This is a genomic window from Microbacterium sp. CIAB417, from assembly GCF_022788845.1.
This window is the reverse complement of record NZ_JAHZUT010000011.1, coordinates 42,137-59,567: the sequence shown is the minus strand read 5'-3', so window position 1 is coordinate 59,567 and position 17,431 is coordinate 42,137. Positions and strand designations below refer to the sequence as shown.

16 protein-coding genes are annotated in these 17,431 nt (G+C 71.4%); 13 read left to right on the top strand and 3 right to left on the bottom strand.

Annotation, left to right across the window (positions count from 1 at the left end; all coding sequences use genetic code 11):
- Positions 1-33 precede the first annotated feature (33 nt).
- On the bottom strand, positions 34-1,317 hold the full coding sequence (locus KYX17_RS28395; RefSeq protein ID WP_243232496.1) for a class I SAM-dependent RNA methyltransferase: 1,284 nt from the start codon (positions 1,315-1,317) through the stop codon (positions 34-36).
- 37 nt (positions 1,318-1,354) lie between these two features.
- On the opposite strand from KYX17_RS28395, the gene KYX17_RS28390 reads away from it, so the two are divergent.
- Positions 1,355-2,005: a nucleoside triphosphate pyrophosphatase gene (locus KYX17_RS28390; protein WP_243232494.1), complete on the top strand. Its 651-nt coding sequence runs from the start codon at positions 1,355-1,357 to the stop codon at positions 2,003-2,005.
- Positions 2,006-2,083: 78 nt separating this feature from the next.
- Positions 2,084-3,847: a biotin carboxylase N-terminal domain-containing protein gene (locus KYX17_RS28385; RefSeq protein WP_243232486.1), complete on the top strand. Its 1,764-nt coding sequence runs from the start codon at positions 2,084-2,086 to the stop codon at positions 3,845-3,847.
- 64 nt (positions 3,848-3,911) lie between these two features.
- Here KYX17_RS28385 and KYX17_RS28380 read toward each other — a convergent pair whose 3' ends face one another.
- Complete coding sequence (locus KYX17_RS28380; RefSeq protein WP_243232484.1) at positions 3,912-5,351, bottom strand: NAD(P)H-quinone dehydrogenase; 1,440 nt, start codon at positions 5,349-5,351, stop codon at positions 3,912-3,914.
- A 146-nt stretch (positions 5,352-5,497) separates the two neighbouring features.
- On the opposite strand from KYX17_RS28380, the gene KYX17_RS28375 reads away from it, so the two are divergent.
- From KYX17_RS28375 to KYX17_RS28360, 4 genes are read left to right on the top strand one after another with little or no spacing between them, the layout of a single operon-like run.
- Positions 5,498-6,331: a purine-nucleoside phosphorylase gene (locus KYX17_RS28375; protein WP_243232482.1), complete on the top strand. Its 834-nt coding sequence runs from the start codon at positions 5,498-5,500 to the stop codon at positions 6,329-6,331.
- A complete protein-coding gene (locus KYX17_RS28370) occupies positions 6,328-7,998 on the top strand; it encodes a phospho-sugar mutase (protein WP_243232479.1) in 1,671 nt (556 codons plus the stop codon). The genes KYX17_RS28375 and KYX17_RS28370 overlap by 4 nt, the downstream gene beginning before the upstream one ends.
- Before the next feature lie 13 nt (positions 7,999-8,011).
- Entirely contained in the window at positions 8,012-8,737 is a 726-nt protein-coding gene (locus tag KYX17_RS28365; RefSeq protein WP_243232477.1) for a TSUP family transporter, read from the top strand.
- A gap of 19 nt (positions 8,738-8,756) precedes the next feature.
- Positions 8,757-9,017 (top strand): HPr family phosphocarrier protein, encoded by a 261-nt coding sequence (locus KYX17_RS28360; RefSeq protein WP_243232474.1) that lies wholly within the window; start codon positions 8,757-8,759, stop codon positions 9,015-9,017.
- Positions 9,018-9,023: 6 nt separating this feature from the next.
- Here KYX17_RS28360 and KYX17_RS28355 read toward each other — a convergent pair whose 3' ends face one another.
- A complete protein-coding gene (locus tag KYX17_RS28355; RefSeq protein WP_243232471.1) occupies positions 9,024-10,958 on the bottom strand; it encodes a transcription antiterminator in 1,935 nt (644 codons plus the stop codon).
- Positions 10,959-11,097: 139 nt separating this feature from the next.
- On the opposite strand from KYX17_RS28355, the gene KYX17_RS28350 reads away from it, so the two are divergent.
- Genes KYX17_RS28350 through KYX17_RS28320 form a run of 7 tightly spaced genes read left to right on the top strand, consistent with a single transcriptional unit; the run spans position 11,098 to position 17,413 of the window.
- Positions 11,098-11,412 carry a PTS sugar transporter subunit IIB gene (locus tag KYX17_RS28350; RefSeq protein WP_243232468.1) on the top strand — a complete coding sequence of 105 codons (315 nt, stop codon included), beginning with the start codon at positions 11,098-11,100 and terminating at the stop codon, positions 11,410-11,412.
- On the top strand, positions 11,409-11,690 hold the full coding sequence (locus KYX17_RS28345) for an HPr family phosphocarrier protein (protein WP_243232465.1): 282 nt from the start codon (positions 11,409-11,411) through the stop codon (positions 11,688-11,690). The genes KYX17_RS28350 and KYX17_RS28345 overlap by 4 nt, the downstream gene beginning before the upstream one ends.
- Positions 11,690-13,387 (top strand): phosphoenolpyruvate--protein phosphotransferase, encoded by a 1,698-nt coding sequence (gene ptsP, locus KYX17_RS28340; RefSeq protein WP_243232463.1) that lies wholly within the window; start codon positions 11,690-11,692, stop codon positions 13,385-13,387. The genes KYX17_RS28345 and ptsP overlap by 1 nt, the downstream gene beginning before the upstream one ends.
- Positions 13,384-15,045, top strand: coding sequence for a PTS mannitol transporter subunit IICB (locus KYX17_RS28335; RefSeq protein WP_243232460.1), 1,662 nt, complete (start codon positions 13,384-13,386; stop codon positions 15,043-15,045). The genes ptsP and KYX17_RS28335 overlap by 4 nt, the downstream gene beginning before the upstream one ends.
- Complete coding sequence (locus KYX17_RS28330) at positions 15,045-15,479, top strand: PTS sugar transporter subunit IIA (RefSeq protein WP_243232457.1); 435 nt, start codon at positions 15,045-15,047, stop codon at positions 15,477-15,479. The genes KYX17_RS28335 and KYX17_RS28330 overlap by 1 nt, the downstream gene beginning before the upstream one ends.
- On the top strand, positions 15,476-16,654 hold the full coding sequence (locus KYX17_RS28325; protein WP_243232454.1) for a mannitol-1-phosphate 5-dehydrogenase: 1,179 nt from the start codon (positions 15,476-15,478) through the stop codon (positions 16,652-16,654). Before KYX17_RS28330 ends, KYX17_RS28325 begins: the two co-directional genes overlap by 4 nt.
- A 9-nt stretch (positions 16,655-16,663) precedes the next feature.
- Positions 16,664-17,413, top strand: a complete 750-nt coding sequence (locus tag KYX17_RS28320; protein WP_243232451.1) for an alpha/beta hydrolase — start codon at positions 16,664-16,666, stop codon at positions 17,411-17,413.
- The last annotated feature ends 18 nt before the right edge of the window (positions 17,414-17,431 follow it).

The window sequence follows — 17,431 nt, the reverse complement described above, 5'->3', positions numbered from 1 at the left end:
CCCGTCAGCCTATCGATCAGCGCGCCGACTCCGTCACCGCGACAGCAGCGCGACGACCTCGAAGTGATGCGTGTTCGGGAACAGATCGAGGGCGCGCAGCAGAGCGGGCTCCCATCCGTGCTCCCGGAAGGTGCCGAGATCGCGCGCCAGGGCGACCGGATCGCAGGCGACGTACACGACGGCGTCCGGTTCCAGCGCGGCGACAGCGTCCACGACCCCCCGCCCCGCTCCGGAGCGCGGCGGGTCGAGCACGACGGCACCCACCCTCGTCTGCGGATCCAGCAGAGCCGTCTCGGGGGCACGTCGCGAAGGACGACGGCCTCGCACGCGGCGCGTCTCGCGCACCGGTGCGCCCAGGAAGCGGTCGACGCGCGCGGTCACCGCGGTGACCTCGAGCGGTGCGAGGTTCCGCGCGGCGTGCTCCGTCGCGCGGCGATCGGACTCCACCGTGACGATGTCGCGCGCTCCCGAATCGGCGAGGCTCGCCGCGAACAGCCCGACGCCGCCGTAGAGGTCCAGGTGCGTCGCATCCGGATCGACCCGGCCGGCCAGCAGCGCGCGGACCACCTCGTCGAGGGCGGATGCCGCGCTGTGATGCACCTGCCAGAAGCCGGTCGCATCGACCGCGAACGACCGATCTCGCACCCGTTCGGTGAGCACCTCCGGTTCACCGCGCCGCGTCCCCTCGGGCAGCGGCAGCACGCGCACGTCGCCGTCGGCCGGCTCGACGAGCTCGATCCGCCCCGCGCGCGCCGCGCCGATCCGGGCGGCGGCCTCCGCGACCGCCGGGCGCGCCAGCGGATGCGATGAGACGGGGACGACCCGATGGCTGCGGGCCGCGAAGGGTCCGGCGACGCCGTCGTCGTCCACGTGCAGCGTCACCCGCGTCCGCCAGCCGGTGTCGTCGCCTTCGGCGAGGGCAGCCACCTCGGGCGCCTCGATGCCCGCTCCCGCGAAGCGGTCAAGGGCCTCGGCCAGAACCTGTCTCTTGAGCGCCCGCTGGTGGGCCGGCTCGATGTGACCGAGGTCGGCACCGCCGGGGCGCTGGGCGGGGTCGCGCGACACGTCCGCCTCCGGCCACACGTGCGCGCGCCGATGCGGGGACGCCTGGAGCACCTCGACCGTCTCCGCCCGCCAGAAGCGACGCGTGTCGGTCGCGCCATCCGACGGCGCGTCGCTCAGCCGCGCCCGCACGCGCTCCCCCGGCACGGCATCCGACACGAACACGACTCGTCCCTCGTGACGGGCGACGAAGGTGCCGCCGTGGGCGATTCCCGTGATGTCGAGGTCGAGCAGAGCGTCGCCGGAGGAGGTCATCTCCCCAGGATCCCACGCCGCAGGCTAGCGTGAGTGCATGCGCGTCTGCCTCGCCTCCACCTCTCCCGCTCGTCTCATGCTGCTGCGCCAGGCCGGCATCGAGCCGCTCACGATCGGCCCGGAGGTGGACGAGGACGCCGTGGCGGCGGCCGCGGCTCAGGCGCGCGGCGGAGACCTTCCGTCCGGCGAGCTGGTGCTGCTGCTGGCCAGGGCCAAGGCGGCCGATGTGGTGCGGCGTCTCGCGGCCGAGCATCCGGACTTCGACGGGCTCGTGATCGGCGGCGACTCGATGTTCGCGCTCGGCGGGCGCGTGTACGGCAAGCCCTACACGCCGGAGGAGGCGACTCGGCGCTGGCACGAGATGCGCGGCGAGACCGGCGTTCTGTACTCCGGCCATTCCGTGCACCGCGTGTCGCCCGGCACAGACCCGCAGGAGGCCACGGCGGTGGCCGAGGCATCCGTGTCTTTCGCCGCCGAGATCTCCGACGCGGAGATCGCGGCCTACGTCGCCTCCGGCGAGCCGCTGCACGTGGCCGGAGCGTTCACCGTGGACAGCCTGGGAGGCGCGTTCATCACGCGGGTGAACGGCGACCCGTCCACGGTGGTCGGCATGTCTCTGTCGACCCTGAGACGACTCGCCTCGGATCTCGGCGTGACCTGGACGGACCTCTGGACGGAGCGCTCGTAGGCTCTCCGACACGATCTCGGGATTTTCTTGTGGAGGGTCGTCAAAGGCGACGGCTTCGTTCTCGCTAGGCTGGCAGTCATGCCCATCGAGAAGGTGCTCATCGCCAACCGCGGAGAGATCGCCGTACGCATCATCCGCGCCGCTCGCGATTCGGGGATCTCCTCGGTCGCCGTCTACGCCGATCAGGACCGTGAGGCCCTGCACACCCGGCTCGCCGACGAGGCCTACGCCCTCGGCGGAGCGACGAGCGCCGAGACGTACCTGCAGATCGAGAAGATCCTCTCGATCGCCCGCCGCTCCGGCGCCGACGCCGTGCATCCCGGATACGGCTTCCTCGCCGAGAACGCCGAGTTCGCCCGCGCCGTCATCAACGCCGGCCTGATCTGGATCGGTCCGTCCCCCGAGGCGATCGAGGCGCTGGGCGACAAGGTCACCGCCCGGCACGTCGCCGAGAAGGTCGGGGCGCCGCTCGCCCCCGGCACCCCCGGCCCGGTCGGCGGAGCGGAGGAGGTCGTCGCCTTCGCGCAGGAGCACGGTCTTCCGATCGCCATCAAGGCGGCGTACGGCGGCGGCGGCCGCGGCCTGAAGGTCGCCCGTGAACTGGACGAGGTCGCCGAGCTGTTCGAGTCCGCGACCCGCGAGGCCGTCGCGGCGTTCGGCCGCGGGGAGTGCTTCGTGGAGAAGTACCTCGACAAGCCCCGCCACGTCGAGACGCAGTGCCTGGCGGACGCCGCCGGCAACGTCGTCGTGATCTCGACGCGCGACTGCTCGCTGCAGCGCCGTCACCAGAAGCTCGTCGAGGAGGCCCCGGCGCCGTTCCTCACAGAGGAGCAGAACCGTCAGCTGTATGCGGCGTCCAAGGCCATCCTCAAGGAGGTCGGCTATGTCGGCGCCGGCACCTGCGAGTTCCTCATCGGCGCGGACGGCACGGTCTCGTTCCTCGAGGTGAACACGCGCCTGCAGGTCGAGCACCCGGTCTCCGAGGAGGTCACCGGCATCGACCTGGTCCGGGAGCAGTTCCGGATCGCCGCCGGCGGCACGATCGACTACGACGACCCGGCTCCGCAGGGGCACTCGTTCGAGTTCCGCATCAACGGCGAGGACCCGGGACGCGGCTTCCTCCCCCAGCCCGGCCCGATCCACGTGTTCAAGACCTTCGGCGGTCCCGGCATCCGCCTCGACTCCGGCGTCACCGCCGGCGACGCCGTCTCCGGCGCGTTCGACTCGCTGCTGGCGAAGATCATCGTGACCGGCAAGGACCGCGCCGAGGCGCTGGAGCGCGCGCGGCGCGCTCTGGATGAATTCGAGGTCGCGGGCCTTCCGACCGTCCTGCCGTTCCACCGCAAGGTCGTCCGCGACCCCGCCTTCACCGCCGAGGACGGCCGGTTCGGCGTGTACACGCGGTGGATCGAGACCGAGTTCGTCAACGACATCCCCGCCTGGGACGGAGAGCTCGAGGCTCCGGCAGCCGCAGCCGCGCGCCACACCGTGGTCGTCGAGGTCGCCGGCAAGCGTCTCGAGGTGAGCCTGCCCGACCGCGTGGCCGTCGCCGCCGGGACCGCCGGACGCCCCGCCGCCGTCCCCCCGTCCCGGCGCAGCCACGCCACCTCCGTCTCCGCCGGAGCATCCGGCGACGCCGTGAAGTCGCCCATGCAGGCGACCGTCGTCAAGGTCGCCGTCGAGGACGGTCAGCAGGTCGTCAAGGGCGATCTGGTCGTCGTTCTCGAGGCGATGAAGATGGAGCAGCCCCTTCAGGCGCACAAGGACGGCGTCATCGGCAACATCAACGCGGACGCCGGAGCCACCGTCTCGGCCGGGCACCAGCTGCTGACCATCAGCTGACGCGCACGTAGACGGGAAGGGCGCCTCACCGCGGTGAGGCGCCCTTCCCGTCTGTCCGGAGATGCTAGGAGATGTTGACGAGGTGCATCGCCCGTGAGGCATCCGTGATGCTCGACGACAGCGACGGGTACGCCGCGAACACGCGCGAGACCTGATCGACGGTGAGCCGCCGCTCCACCGCCACGGCGATGGGATAGATCAGCTCGGACGCCTTCGGCCCCACGATCACGCCGCCGATGACCGTCCCCGATCCCTTGCGGGCGATGAGTTTCACGAAACCGTCCTTGATGCCCATCATCTTCGCGCGCGGGTTCGCGGCGAGCGGGAGCTTGTAGACCATGCCGTCGGCGACGCCGTCCTCGACGTCCTTCTCGGAGTAGCCCACCGTCGCGATCTCCGGTGCCGTGAAGATGTTCGACGTGATCTTGATCTGCTCGAGCGGGATCACGATGTCGCCGAGCGCGTGGAAAACCGCCGTGCGTCCCTGCATCGAGGCGACGGAGGCCAGCGGGAAGAAGTTCGTGCAGTCGCCGACCGCGTAGATGTTCGGCACCGAGGTGCGTGCCACGCGGTTGACGCGGATGTGGCCGCCCTCGCTGAGCTCGACGCCGGCCTCCTCGAGACCGATGGATGCCGTGTTGGGGATCGACCCGACCGCCATGAGGCAGTGGCTTCCCTCGACAGTGCGCCCGTCGGACAGCGTCACGAGCACGCCGGAATCCGTCTTCTCCACCTTCTCGGCGCGCGCTTTGGAAAGCACCTGCATCCCGCCGCGCTTGAAGACCTTCTCCAGCACGCGTGCCGCGTCCTGGTCCTCGCCGGGAAGCACCTGCTCGCGGCTGGACACCAGCGTCACCTTCGCGCCGAGGTTCATGTACGCCGAGGCGAACTCCGCGCCGGTGACACCGGAGCCGACGACGACGAGGTGCTCAGGCAGCGCCTTCATGTCATAGAGCTGCGTCCACGTGAGGATGCGCTTGCCGTCGGGCCTGGCCGAATCCAGCTCGCGCGGCGACGCGCCGACGGCGACCACGATGGTGTCCGCCTCGACGCGGTCGAAGTCCGTGCCGTCCGGACCCGTCGCGACGATGATCGCGTTCGTGCCCTCGAGTCGTCCGTGCCCGGACAGGATGCGCACGCCGGCCTCGAGGAGCGACGAGCGCATGTCCTCGGACTGCTGCGCGGCGAGCGCGAGGAGTCGCTTGTTGACGGCGGCGAGATTGATCGCGATCTCGGGCTTGAGCGGCTTGCCGTGCTCCCCCTTCGCGAAGAACTGCACGCCGAGGTCGCTGGCCTCCGAGATCGCGACCGCGGCGTCCGCCGTCGCGATGAGGCTCTTGGAGGGCACGACGTCCGTCAGCACCGCCGACCCGCCGACGCCGACGCGCTCGACCAGGGTCACCTCGGCTCCGAGCTGGGCGGCGGCCAGAGCCGCCTCGTATCCGCCGGGGCCGCCGCCGAGGACGGCGACGCGCTGAGTGCGCTCGAAGGGAGTTGAGGACATGACCCTATTCTTCCTCACTCCGCACCCGAGCGCCGTCCGCCTTTCCCTGGGCAGTCCTCCTCACTCCGCACCCCGTGCCGCCGCTCTTCCCGGAGCATTCGTCCGCAATCCTGGCCCCGGTGCCATCCGCTTCCTAGAGTGGATCCATGACCGACATTCAGCACCACCCCCTCGACGACCCGAACGCGAACCCGTTCGAGGTCGCAGCCGCAGCGGCCGCAGACATCGCGCGCATCACCGGCGTCGAGAAGCACGACATCGCCCTCACCCTCGGCAGCGGCTGGGGGAAGGCCGCAGACCTGATCGGCGAGACCGTCGCCACGATCCCGGCCACCGAGGTCACCGGGTTCTCGAAGCCCGCTCTCGAGGGGCACGTCGGAACGCTGCGCTCGATCCGCACACCCGGCGGCAAGAACGTGCTCGTGATCGGCGCGCGCACGCACTACTACGAGGGGCACGGCGTGCGACGCGTCGTCCACAGCGTCCGCACCGCCGCCGCCACGGGCGCTTCGATCATGGTGCTCACCAACGGCGCGGGCGGTGTGCGCGAGACGTGGAAGCCCGGCCAGCCCGTCCTCATCAGCGACCACATCAACCTGACGGCGGACTCGCCGCTGGAGGGCGCGACCTTCATCGATCTCACCGACCTGTACGCGAAGCGGCTCCGCGACATCGCGCGCTCGGTCGACCCGACGCTCGACGAGGGCGTGTACACCCAGTTCCGCGGACCCCACTACGAGACCCCGGCCGAAGTGCAGATGGCGAAGCACATCGGCGGCCACATCGTCGGGATGTCGACCGCGCTCGAGGCGATCGCCGCTCGCGAGGCGGGCATGGAGATCCTCGGATTCTCCCTGATCACGAACCTCGCCGCGGGCATCCAGAAGACCCCGCTCAGTCATGCCGAGGTCATCGAGGCCGGTCGCGAGGCGGAGCCGGTGATCTCCGCCCTGCTGGCCAAGGTGGTCGAGGCGCTGTGAGCGACGCGCTGCTGACCACGGCGCGCGCCTGGCTGCGCCAGGATCCGGATGCCGAGACGAGGGACGAGCTCGCCGGTATCATCACGCTCGCCGCGGGCGGGAACCCCGCGGCTCTGGCCGACCTCGCCGATCGCTTCGGCGCACGCCTGGCGTTCGGCACCGCGGGTCTGCGCGGCGCTCTCGGAGCCGGGAGCAACCGGATGAACCGCGTGCTCGTGGCGCAGGCCGCTGCGGGCTTCGCGGCATACCTGCTCGAACGCGCCGGCGGCGCAGTTCCCACCGTCGTGATCGGCTACGACGGGCGCCGCAACTCGCGCCGGTTCGCGCAGGACTCCGCCGAGCTGTTCGCCGGCGCCGGACTCCGGGCGATCCTGCTGCCGAGGTTGCTGCCGACGCCCGTGCTCGCGTTCGCCGTGCGTCATCTCGGCGCCGATGCGGGCGTCATGGTGACCGCCAGCCACAACCCGCCGAACGACAACGGCTACAAGGTCTATCTCGGGGGCGCGGACCAGGGCTCGCAGATCGTGTCGCCCGCGGATGCCGAGATCGCACGGCACATCCAGCAGGTGGCCGACGCCGGGGACGTCGGGAGCCTTCCCCGTTCGGACGCCTACGAGATCGCGGACGAGCAGGTCGTCGAGGCGTACGTGGCCGCCACCGCCGCCGTCGCGCCCGCCGGAGAGGGCGCGCGCGGACTGCGGTGGGTGTACACCGCCATGCACGGGGTCGGATGGGAGACGGTCGAGAAGATCGTCACGGCAGCCGGATACCCGCGACCGACCGTCGTGCGTGCGCAGCAGCATCCCGATCCGACGTTCCGCACGGTCGCGTTCCCCAACCCCGAGGAACCGGGCGCGATGGATCTCGCGTTCGACATCGCCCGTTCGACCGGTGCCGAGCTCATCCTCGCCAACGACCCGGATGCGGACCGGCTCGCCGTCGCGATCCCCGACCCGGACGCCGACGGCGGCTGGCGGCGTCTCAGCGGGAACGAGGTCGGCCTTCTGCTCGGCGCCCGCGCGGCGCGCGCCGCCGAGGGGACGCCCGGGGCGGCACTGGCCTGCTCCCTCGTCTCCTCCCCCGGTCTCGGCGTGATCGCCGAACGGCACGGTCTGGGCTTCGCCGAGACGCTCACTGGGTTCAAGTGGATCTCCCGCGCGCCCGGCATCGTGTTCGGATACGAGGAGGCCCTCGGGTACCTGGTGAATCCCGGGACCGTGCGCGACAAGGACGGCATCTCGGCCGCCGTGGCGGTGCTCGGCCTCGCCGCGGAGGCACGGGAGCGCGGCGAGAGCCTCGCGACGCTGTTGGCCGAACTGGGCGAGACGTACGGCCACTTCGCCAGCGGGCAGGTCTCGGTGCGCGTCGAGGACCTCTCCGTCATCACGGCCGTGATGGCGTCCCTCCGGCAGGTGCCGCCGACCGCCGTCGGCGACGCTGCGGTCGCTTCCGCCGAGGATCTGCTGGTCGCAGCGCCCGGGCAGCCCGCCGGGGACGTGCTGCGCTACCGCCTCGCCGGAGGCGGTCGTGTCATCGTGCGCCCCAGCGGTACGGAGCCGAAGCTGAAGGTGTACATCGACGCGCAGGGGGACTCTGCGGATGCCGCGACCGCAGCCGTTGCGACGATCGAGTCCGGCGTGCGCGCGCTGCTGGAGGAGCGTTCCTGAGCCGCACGTCCCGATGATCCTCCTGTTCGCCGGCGCGGCCGCGGCCGTGGCCGCCGTGATCCAGCGTCTCACCGGTCTCGCCTTCGTCCTGGTGCTCATCGGTCCGGCCGTCCTGATCTACGGCGCGGTCGAGGGCGTCACCGTGGCCGTGCTGCTCTCGGTCGTGGCGGCGCTCGTCGCCGTGCCCTCGGGCTGGCGACTGATCGACTGGCCGCGCACGCTCTGGCTGCTCGGCGCCGGGATCGCGGCTGCGCCGTTCGGAGTGCTCGTGACGCGTGTTCTTCCGGAGGCGGCACTGCTGCTCCTCATCGCGGGACTGGGGATCATCGCCCTGCTGACGCCGCGGTTCGGCGGTCCTGCCGCGGCCGTGCTGAAGGGTCGCAGGGGCGCGCTGTACGCCGGGGCGACGGCGGGGTTCCTGCACGCCTCCAGCGGGCTGTCCGGACCCGCTCTGGCGGCCTACGCGCTGGGCGACCGATGGGAGCAGCGGCGGTTCGCCGCGAGCGCCCAGGTGGTGTTCCTCGGATACGGCGCGGTGTCGGTGCTCCTGCGCGGCCTCCCCGCCGAGCCGGCCGGCGAGATGCTCGTCCTGAGCACCTGCACGGCGGTGGGCATCGTCGCCGGCGCCGCGTTGACCCGCGTCGTCCCGGTGCGGGTGGCACGCGCCATGATGCTGTCCTGCGCGTGGGCGGGGATCGCCGTCACCCTGGTCAGGGGCGTCCTCGCCCTGGCCGGGTGAGTGCGGATAGCATCGCTGCATGCCCCTGCGCCAGGTGACGATCAGCACGCTCGGCGGTGCGCACGCGCGGCCGGTCGCCGAGCTCGCCCGCCTCGCGATGGCGCACCCGGCTCCGGTCACGCTCGCGACCGCCACGGGGGCCGTGGTCGAGCTCGCCAGCATCCTCGCCGTCATGGACCTCGCGCTCACCGAGGGAGACGTGGTCGTGCTGGAGACGCCGGCATCGCCCGACGCCGACGCCGTCCTGGACGCGATGGCCGAGGTCCTCGCGCCGCGCTGACGCGCCTCAGCCGTCGATCACGGCGACGAGTTCATCGAGGAACGACTCGAAGGTCGTCCCGCGGCGCACCAGCCGCTGCACGCTCTCGCGCTCGCTGAAGACCTCGACGAGCTGCTCGAACACCGTCTGGAACGCGGCGCGATCGCTCTCGCTGAAGGCGGCGAGCGCGACCACCTGGACGCGTCCGTCCCCCCACGCCACCGAGCCGTCCGCCACGCCGATCGCGATCGCCGTCCGACGGGCCGTCATGTGCAGCGAGTGCGGCACGGCCAGGGCGTCGGTGAACGCCGTGGACGACATGCGCTCGCGCTGGACGGTCTTGTCGACGTAGTCCTGATCGATCAGCCCCGCCTGCACGAGGAGCCCTCCGAGCCGCCGGATGATCGCCTCGTCCCCGACGTCCTCGAGCGGGTGCACGAAAGCGCTGGCGTCCAGATAGCGGGCAAGTTCCGTCCGCAGGCGCGCGAGGCGCCGGGCTCGCCGCAGGCGCGCGGCGGCCTGCTGGACCCGCTCCACATCCGCCTCGCCGAGGAACGGCTGCACCCGCACGAACCGGTCGCCCCGCAGCCCCGGTTCGATCGTGGACAGCACGAGATCCGTGTCGAAGGCACGCCAGTCCGGGTCGACGGACGTGACGACGTGCGTGACCTCGATGGCCGAACCCAGCGAGCGATCGACGCTGGAGCGCAGCAGCTCGTGCAGCTCGTAGTACCCCGGGCAGACGATGGTGGCCGTCAGGATCGACTCGGACTTGCGACTGCGCTCCAGTCGTCCCCCGATGTGCATCGCGATGTACGCGATCTCGTCGTCGTTGACCGGAAGGTCGAGCCGGTCGTGCAGGCCGCTTGCGATCGACACGGCCACCTCGAAGATCATCGGGTACGAGGACTTCAACGACCGCGTCAGAGGATTGCGCGTCCAGGCCTGCTCCTTCGCGCGTCGCAGGAGGTTCTGCACGTGCAGGGCGAGCCGCAGCAGGAACGCGTCGTCGACCAGATCGACCTGGTAGTCGCCCGCCGCCCGCGCCACCTCGGCGCGCACGGCTTCCTCCACGACAGGATCCACTCCACTGCGCGCGAGGTCCGACCCGCTCCCCCGCCCCGGCGCGACGACCCGCGTCAGGACGAGCGTGGCCAGATGCGCGGCATCCCCCTCGCCGAGCCGGACGCCGAAGTGCTCGTGCGCGAGGCGCGTGATCTGCCCGCCCACGCGGCCGATCTCCCCCTGCGGGTCCCGCGCGGGTCCGGAGCCGGTCTCGGTCTCCAGCGCCCTGCCCGCCGCCACGCGGTCGGCTGCGATCGCGATGTGCAGCAGCACGTCCGAGATCGCCAGTTCGTTGACGAAGTATCCGAGCGCGCCCAGCTCCCGGACAAGCGCGATCTTGAAGGCCGCGACCGCCTCGGGCCCCACGACGTCACCCGCGAGCGCGTGCCGGATGCTCTCCGGGTGGAAGGATCCCGCATCCATCTCGTCGTGCGCGAGCCGGCTCAGCAGGCGTCGCTGCGCGGCCTCCGTCCCCCGCAGTCGGATCGTCTCGCGCTCGCGTTCCAGGACGAGTTCGGTGCCCTCCAGAAGAGCGCGCACGCGTGCGAGGTCGGACTCGACCGTCGCCTCGCTCACGTGCAGCCGGTCCGCCGTCTCATAGAGGTCGACCCCGCCGGGCTCGTCCAGGAGCAGCCGGACCACGGCGTGCAGCCGATCCCGCGGCGCGGACTCGTCCGCTCGGGCGCGCAGGGCCGCGCGGGCGCCGGCCGCGGCGCGATACCCGGCCGGCCCGGATTCCACGGCGTCCGCCTCGTCGACCCTGGCGTTCAGCGCCGCGACGTACGAACGGACGCTGCGCGGCGTGACCCCCAGCTGGTCGGCGAGGCTCGCCGCCGTGGCCCAGCCGTCCTGGCGCAGCAGAACGGACAGGAGCTGGTCCTGGCGCTGACGCGTCATGGTCCCTCCGAATCCCGAGTGCGCTTCGTCGCCTCCCATGATGTCAGCAGGCGACGGGCGGCAGGACCCCGCCGTCGGTTCCGCGGGGGCGGAAAGAACCCTGGTGGTGCGGTTCTCAGCCGGTTCCCAGAATGGAGTCATGGCATCGAAGAGGATCCTCGTGGTGTGCGGGGCGGGTGCGTCGAGCACGTTCGTCGCACAGCGCCTGCAACGCGCGGCCTCGGTCGCAGGGCTCGCCTGGCAGGCATCCGCGGGTACCGAGACGTCCGTCTCGGCCCACGCCGCCGATCTCGTCCTCGTCGGGCCGCACCTGGCCGACCGGATGGATGCCGTCCGCGCAGCGGCGGGGTGCCCGGTCCTGCATCTGCCCGACGACGTCTTCGCCGACCGCGACGGGACGCGCACGCTCGCGCTCGCGCGGTCCGCCCTCACCGCCGAGAAAGGAACATCATGACCGCCGTCTCCCGTACCGTCCGCATCGGATCCTCGCACGGGCTGCACGCCCGACCGGCCAAGCTCTTCGCACAGGCCGCGAAGGATGCCGGCATCCCCGTCACGATCGCCAAGGATTCGGGCAAGCCCGTCAACGCCGCGAGCATCCTCGGCGTCATCGCGCTCGGCGTGGAGCACGGCGACTACGTCACGCTCACCGCCGACGGCGACGGCGCCGACGCGGTGCTGGACACCCTGTCCGAACTGCTCACGACGGATCACGACGAGGACCCGGCCTGATGGGCGTCCTGCGCGGTGTCGGGATCGGATCCGGCGTCGCCACCGGCCCGGTCGTCCGGATGGCGGAGCCCCTGCCCGCTCCGGAGAACGCCCCCAGCGGTGCTGGTGCGGATGCCGAGCGCGTCCGCGTGCGCGAGGCGATCGCCGCCGTCGCAGCCGAGCTGACCGCCAGGGCCGAAGCGGCAGGCGGCTCGGCACAGGAGGTCCTCGAGGCCCAGGCGATGATCGCCGAGGACCCGACCCTGCTCGACGAGGTGGATGCGCGCATCGACGCCGGCAGCACCGCCGAGTGGGCCGTGCACGACGCGTTCGCCGGGTTCCGCGCGACCCTCGAGGCCGTGGGCGGGTACCTCGGGGAGCGCGCCGCCGACCTCGACGACATCGCGCAGCGCGTGCTCGCACGGCTGAGCGGAGTGCCGGCTCCCGGCATCCCGGACCCGGGTCACCCGTTCGTCCTCGTGGCGCGCGACCTGGCCCCGGCCGACACCGCGCTGCTGAACCTCGATCAGGTGCTGGCCCTGGTCACCTCGGACGGCGGTCCCACCTCGCACACGGCGATCCTCGCCAGGGAGAAGGGCATCGTCGCCGTTGTCGGGGTCGCCGAAGCCGCTCGGCTCGCAGACGGCGAGACGGTGATCGTGGATGCCGCGGCGAGCGCGGTCACGACGGATCCATCCGCCGACGAACGCACGCGCGCCGAGGAGCGGGCGTCCGCCCGGCTCAGCGCCGAGGCGCTGCCTCCCTCCCCCGGCGCCCTCGCCGACGGCACCCCGATCGCGCTGCTGGCGAACCTGGGCAAGCCGGCCGACGCGGCCGACGCGGTGGCGCGGGGCGCGGAGGGCGTCGGGCTCTTCCGCACCGAGTTCCTGTTCCTGTCGGCCTCGCAGGCGCCCACTGTCGCTCAGCAACGAGAGGCGTACCGCGAGCTGCTCGCGGCGTTCGGCGGCCGCAAGGTCGTCGTGCGGCTGCTGGACGCCGGGGCGGACAAGCCGCTCGCCTTCCTCAACGACGCGCACGAGGAGAATCCGGCGCTCGGTCTGCGCGGACTGCGCGCGCTGCGCGCGAGCGAGGACATCCTGCGCGAACAGTTGACCGCCCTCGCCGAGGCGGATGCCGACACCGGCGCCGACCTCTGGGTCATGGCTCCCATGGTCACGACCGTCGAGGAGACCCGCTACTTCACCGACCTCGCCCGCGAGTACGGCCTCAGGACGGCCGGCGTCATGGTCGAGGTGCCGGCGAGCGCGCTGCTCGCGGATCGCGTCCTCGCCCACGCGGACTTCGCGTCGATCGGCACCAACGACCTGACCCAGTACACGATGGCCGCGGATCGGCTGCTCGGCTCGGTCGCGGATTTCCAGGACCCCTGGCACCCCGCCGTCCTCCGGCTGGTCGGCGAGGTCGGAGCCGCCGGGGCGCGCGCCGGCAAGCCGGTCGGCATCTGCGGCGAAGCCGCTGCCGACCCGCTGCTCGCCGTCGTCCTCGTCGGCCTCGGCGCGACCAGCCTGTCGATGGCTCCCGCCGCGCTGGCCGACGTCCGTCTCGCTCTCGCACAGCGCACTCTCGACGACGCGCGCCGGCTCGCCGAGATCGCGCTCACCGCCGACGACGCCGCCGGCGCTCGCGCCGCCGTCGCCGCGGCGGCCGAAGACCTCACCCCCCACCCGAACACACAGCAGAAAGAGACGACATCATGACGACGACGTCACCGACACCGAAGCAGAGCGGACTCCGCGTGGGCGTTCAGCGCTTCGGCACGTTCCTGTCCGGCATGATCATGCCGAACATCGCCGCCTTCATCGCCTGGGGCTTCATCACGATGCTCTTCATCGCGGTGGGCTGGTTGGGGTGGTGGACTCCTGTCGCACCACTGCTCGGAGGCTTCGGCGATGCTGACGCCATCAACTGGCCCGGTGCGATGACAGCCGTGGCGCTCGACGACAACGGCGATCCCTTCAACCAGTTCGTCGGACTCGTCGGTCCCTCGATCACCTATCTGCTGCCGCTGCTCATCGCCAACACGGGCGGTCGTATGGTCTACGGCGAACGCGGCGGCGTCGTCGCCTCGATCGCGACGATGGGCGTGATCGTCGGCACGAACATCCCGATGTTCCTGGGCGCGATGATCATGGGGCCGTTCGCGGCACTCATGACGAAGTGGATGGACAGGATCTGGGACGGCAAGATCAAGCCGGGCTTCGAGATGCTCATCAACAACTTCTCCGCCGGCATCCTGGGCATGCTCCTCGCGATCCTCGGATTCTTCGTGTTCGGTCCGGCCATCCTGTGGGTCAGCGACGTCCTCGGATTGGCGGTCGGATGGCTCGTCGCCTACAACCTCCTTCCGCTCGTGTCGATCATCGTCGAGCCGGCCAAGGTGCTGTTCCTGAACAACGCCATCAATCACGGCGTGTTCACACCCCTCGGGATCGAGCAGGCTCAGGAGACCGGCAAGTCGATCCTGTTCCTCATCGAGGCCAACCCTGGTCCGGGCATCGGACTGCTCCTCGCCTTCACGTTCTTCGGCATCGGCGCGGCGAAGGCCTCGGCGCCCGGAGCCGCGATCATCCAGTTCTTCGGCGGCATCCACGAGATCTACTTCCCGTATGCGCTGAGCAAGCCGATGACGATCCTCGCCCTGATCGCCGGCGGCGCCACGGGCGTCACCACGAACATGATCCTCGGCGGCGGCCTCGCCTTCCCGGCGGCTCCCGGCAGCATCATCGCCGTCACCGCCGCAGCGGTCAGCCCCGCTGCCGGCGGCGTCGCGAACCTCCTCGTGGTGTACCTGTCCGTCCTCCTGGCTGCGACCGTGACGTTCCTCATCACCGCCGTCATCCTGCGCGCCTCGCGCAAGCGCGACCTGCTCGCCGAGGCGGACACCTTCGGAGCCGCGATCGCGCAGACCGAGGCGAACAAGGGCCGCAAGTCCGCCGCCATGGACGCCCTGCGGGTCAGCGGCGATGCCGCGTCCGTCGCCGCGGCCGAGGAGGTCGTGGACAAGCTGGAGACCCAGGCTGAGACGGGCGGTGCCGCCGACGGCGGCACCGTGACCACGCGCACGATCACCGACATCGTGTTCGCGTGCGACGCCGGCATGGGCTCGTCCGCCATGGGAGCGAGCGTGCTGCGCAACAAGTTCAAGAAGGCCGGCATCGACGGCATCACCGTGGTCAACCAGGCCATCGCGAACCTCGACGGCACCGCCGACGTCGTGATCACCCAGCAGCAGCTGACCGATCGCGCGCAGGCCAAGTCCCCCGAGTCGATCCACATCTCCGTGGACAACTTCATGAACTCGCCGAAGTACGACGAGGTCGTGGAGATGGTCCGCGACCAGCGAAAGGAATCATGATGGGCGTTCTCACCCCGGACCGTGTCCGCATCCACGCCGGCACGGCGACCCAGGACGCCGCCCTCCAGGAGGCGACCGACCTGCTCGTGGCGGCGGGAGCCGTGACCCCCGCCTATCTCGACGCGATGCGTCAGCGCGAGCAGACCGTGTCGACGTTCATGGGCAACGGCCTGGCGATCCCGCACGGCACCAATGACGCGAAGGACGCGATCCTGGCGTCGGCGCTGTCGGTCGTGCGCTACGACGGCGGGGTCGACTGGGCCGGGGACCCGGTCACGTTCGTGATCGGGATCGCCGGCGTCGGCGACGAGCACCTGGAGATCCTGTCCCGCATCGCGATCCTGTTCTCGGAGGAGGACGACGTCGCCCGGCTCTCGGCCGCGCAGACGCCGGAGGATCTGTACGCGCTGCTGGCGGAGGTGAACGAGGAATGAGCACCGCCGTCCACTTCGGCGCCGGCAACATCGGGCGCGGCTTCGTGGGGCTGCTGCTGCACGAGGGCGGGTACGAGGTCGTCTTCTCGGACGTCGCCGAGGCCCTCGTGGACGCCTTGAACGCGGCCGACCGATACACCGTCCGCGAGGCCGGTCCCGGCGGCGTCAACCGGATCGTGACCGGATTCCGAGCTGTCAACAGCCGGACGGACCCGGAATCCGTCATCGCCGCGGTGGCGACCGCCGACGTCGTCACGTGCGCCGTCGGTCCCACGGTGCTGCGCTTCATCGCCCCCGTGATCCTCGAGGGACTGCGAAGACGATCGCCGGATGCCGCGCCGCTGGCCGTGATGGCCTGCGAGAACGCGATCGGGGCGACCGACCAGCTGCGCGGCGAGATCGAACGCCTCGCCGAAGAGGCCGGAGAGGACCCCGCCGCGATCACGGCCCGCGCGGCGTTCGCGAACACGGCCGTGGACCGTATCGTCCCGGCGCAGCCGGAGGGCGCCGGGATCGATGTGACGGTCGAGCCGTACTTCGAGTGGGCGATCGAGGCGGGTCCCTTCGGCGCGGATCGGCCGAGCATCCCTGGCGCGCATTTCGTCGACGACCTCGCTCCTTACATCGAGCGCAAGCTGTTCACGGTGAACACGGGGCACGCCGCCACGGCATACCTCGGTGCGCTGGCCGGCCACGAGCGGATCTCGGACGCCCTCACGGATCCCGCGGTCTCCTCGGCCGTCGGCGAGGCGCTCGAGGAGACCTCGGCCATGCTCTCCGCCGTGCACGGGCTCGATCCGACCGAGCTCGCCGCGTACCGCGCGACGATCCTGGACCGCTTCCGCAACCCCGAACTCATCGACACGGTGCAGCGCGTGGGACGCCAGCCGCTGCGCAAGCTGTCCCGGAACGAACGGTTCATCGGACCGGCCGCCGCCGCGGCGGAGCGTGGTCTGGCCACGGGCGCCCTCGTCGCCGCCGTCGCTGCGGCGCTGGCCTTCGAGGATCCCGAGGACGAGCAGTCCGTCGAGCTGCAGCGGCGACTGGCCGAAGAGGACCCGGAGGCCTTCACGACGTCCGTCACCGGGCTAGAGCCAGGGCATCCGCTCTTCCAGGCCGTGCGCGACGCAGTCGCGGCACGGCAGCGCGGCATCCGCACAGGACCGGGCCGATAGCGTAGGAGGGTGCGGAGAAGTCGCGGCCGGAAGGTCGTCATCGGGATCCTGTGGGGGCTGGTGGCCCTCCTCGTGCTCGGCGTCGTCGGCATCCTCGTCTGGAGCCAGGTCGGCGTCATGGCGGCCGAGCCCGAGCCGCTCGCCGCGGTGCGGGAGAACCCGGACATCGTGGTCGAGGACGCTCCGGAGGGCATCGTGCTCTCCCCCGCGGACGGCGCAGGCGACGTCGGGCTGGTGTTCATCCCCGGCGCGAAGGTCGACCCCTGGGCCTATGCCGCGATCCTGCAGGGCATCGTCGCCGAGGATGACGTCACCGTCGTGATCACCCGGCCGTGGCTGAACCTGGCGTTCTTCGATCCGCGCGGCCTGGACGCATTCACCTCGGCGGCGCCGGAGGTGGACGCCTGGGCGGTGGGCGGGCACTCCCTGGGCGGCGTCCGTGCCTGCCAGCTGGCACCGGATGCCGAGGCGCTGGTGCTGTTCGCCTCGTACTGCTCGTCGGACATCTCGGCGTCGGACGTGCCGGTGCTGAGCCTCGCGGGCAGCAAGGACGGCCTGTCCACCCCGGAGAAGATCGCCGACGCCCGTCATCTGCTGCCGGCGGACGCCGACCTCGTGGAGATCGCCGGCGCATCGCACGCGTCGTTCGGCGATTACGGACCGCAGCCGGGGGACGGGAACCCGACGATCCAGGACGAGCAGATGCACGCCGAGGCCACCGATCTCCTCGGCCGCTTCGCGGACTCGCTCGCCCCCTGAGACCGGGAAACGCGGCCC

Coding starts and splice junctions, on each gene's coding strand:
- KYX17_RS28395 (WP_243232496.1), bottom strand. CDS start 1,317: ATGACCTCCTCCGGCGACGCTCTGCTCGACCTCGACATCACGGGAATC.
- KYX17_RS28390 (WP_243232494.1), top strand. CDS start 1,355: ATGCGCGTCTGCCTCGCCTCCACCTCTCCCGCTCGTCTCATGCTGCTG.
- KYX17_RS28385 (WP_243232486.1), top strand. CDS start 2,084: ATGCCCATCGAGAAGGTGCTCATCGCCAACCGCGGAGAGATCGCCGTA.
- KYX17_RS28380 (WP_243232484.1), bottom strand. CDS start 5,351: ATGTCCTCAACTCCCTTCGAGCGCACTCAGCGCGTCGCCGTCCTCGGC.
- KYX17_RS28375 (WP_243232482.1), top strand. CDS start 5,498: ATGACCGACATTCAGCACCACCCCCTCGACGACCCGAACGCGAACCCG.
- KYX17_RS28365 (WP_243232477.1), top strand. CDS start 8,012: ATGATCCTCCTGTTCGCCGGCGCGGCCGCGGCCGTGGCCGCCGTGATC.
- KYX17_RS28360 (WP_243232474.1), top strand. CDS start 8,757: ATGCCCCTGCGCCAGGTGACGATCAGCACGCTCGGCGGTGCGCACGCG.
- KYX17_RS28355 (WP_243232471.1), bottom strand. CDS start 10,958: ATGACGCGTCAGCGCCAGGACCAGCTCCTGTCCGTTCTGCTGCGCCAG.
- KYX17_RS28350 (WP_243232468.1), top strand. CDS start 11,098: ATGGCATCGAAGAGGATCCTCGTGGTGTGCGGGGCGGGTGCGTCGAGC.
- KYX17_RS28345 (WP_243232465.1), top strand. CDS start 11,409: ATGACCGCCGTCTCCCGTACCGTCCGCATCGGATCCTCGCACGGGCTG.
- ptsP (WP_243232463.1), top strand. CDS start 11,690: ATGGGCGTCCTGCGCGGTGTCGGGATCGGATCCGGCGTCGCCACCGGC.
- KYX17_RS28335 (WP_243232460.1), top strand. CDS start 13,384: ATGACGACGACGTCACCGACACCGAAGCAGAGCGGACTCCGCGTGGGC.
- KYX17_RS28330 (WP_243232457.1), top strand. CDS start 15,045: ATGGGCGTTCTCACCCCGGACCGTGTCCGCATCCACGCCGGCACGGCG.
- KYX17_RS28325 (WP_243232454.1), top strand. CDS start 15,476: ATGAGCACCGCCGTCCACTTCGGCGCCGGCAACATCGGGCGCGGCTTC.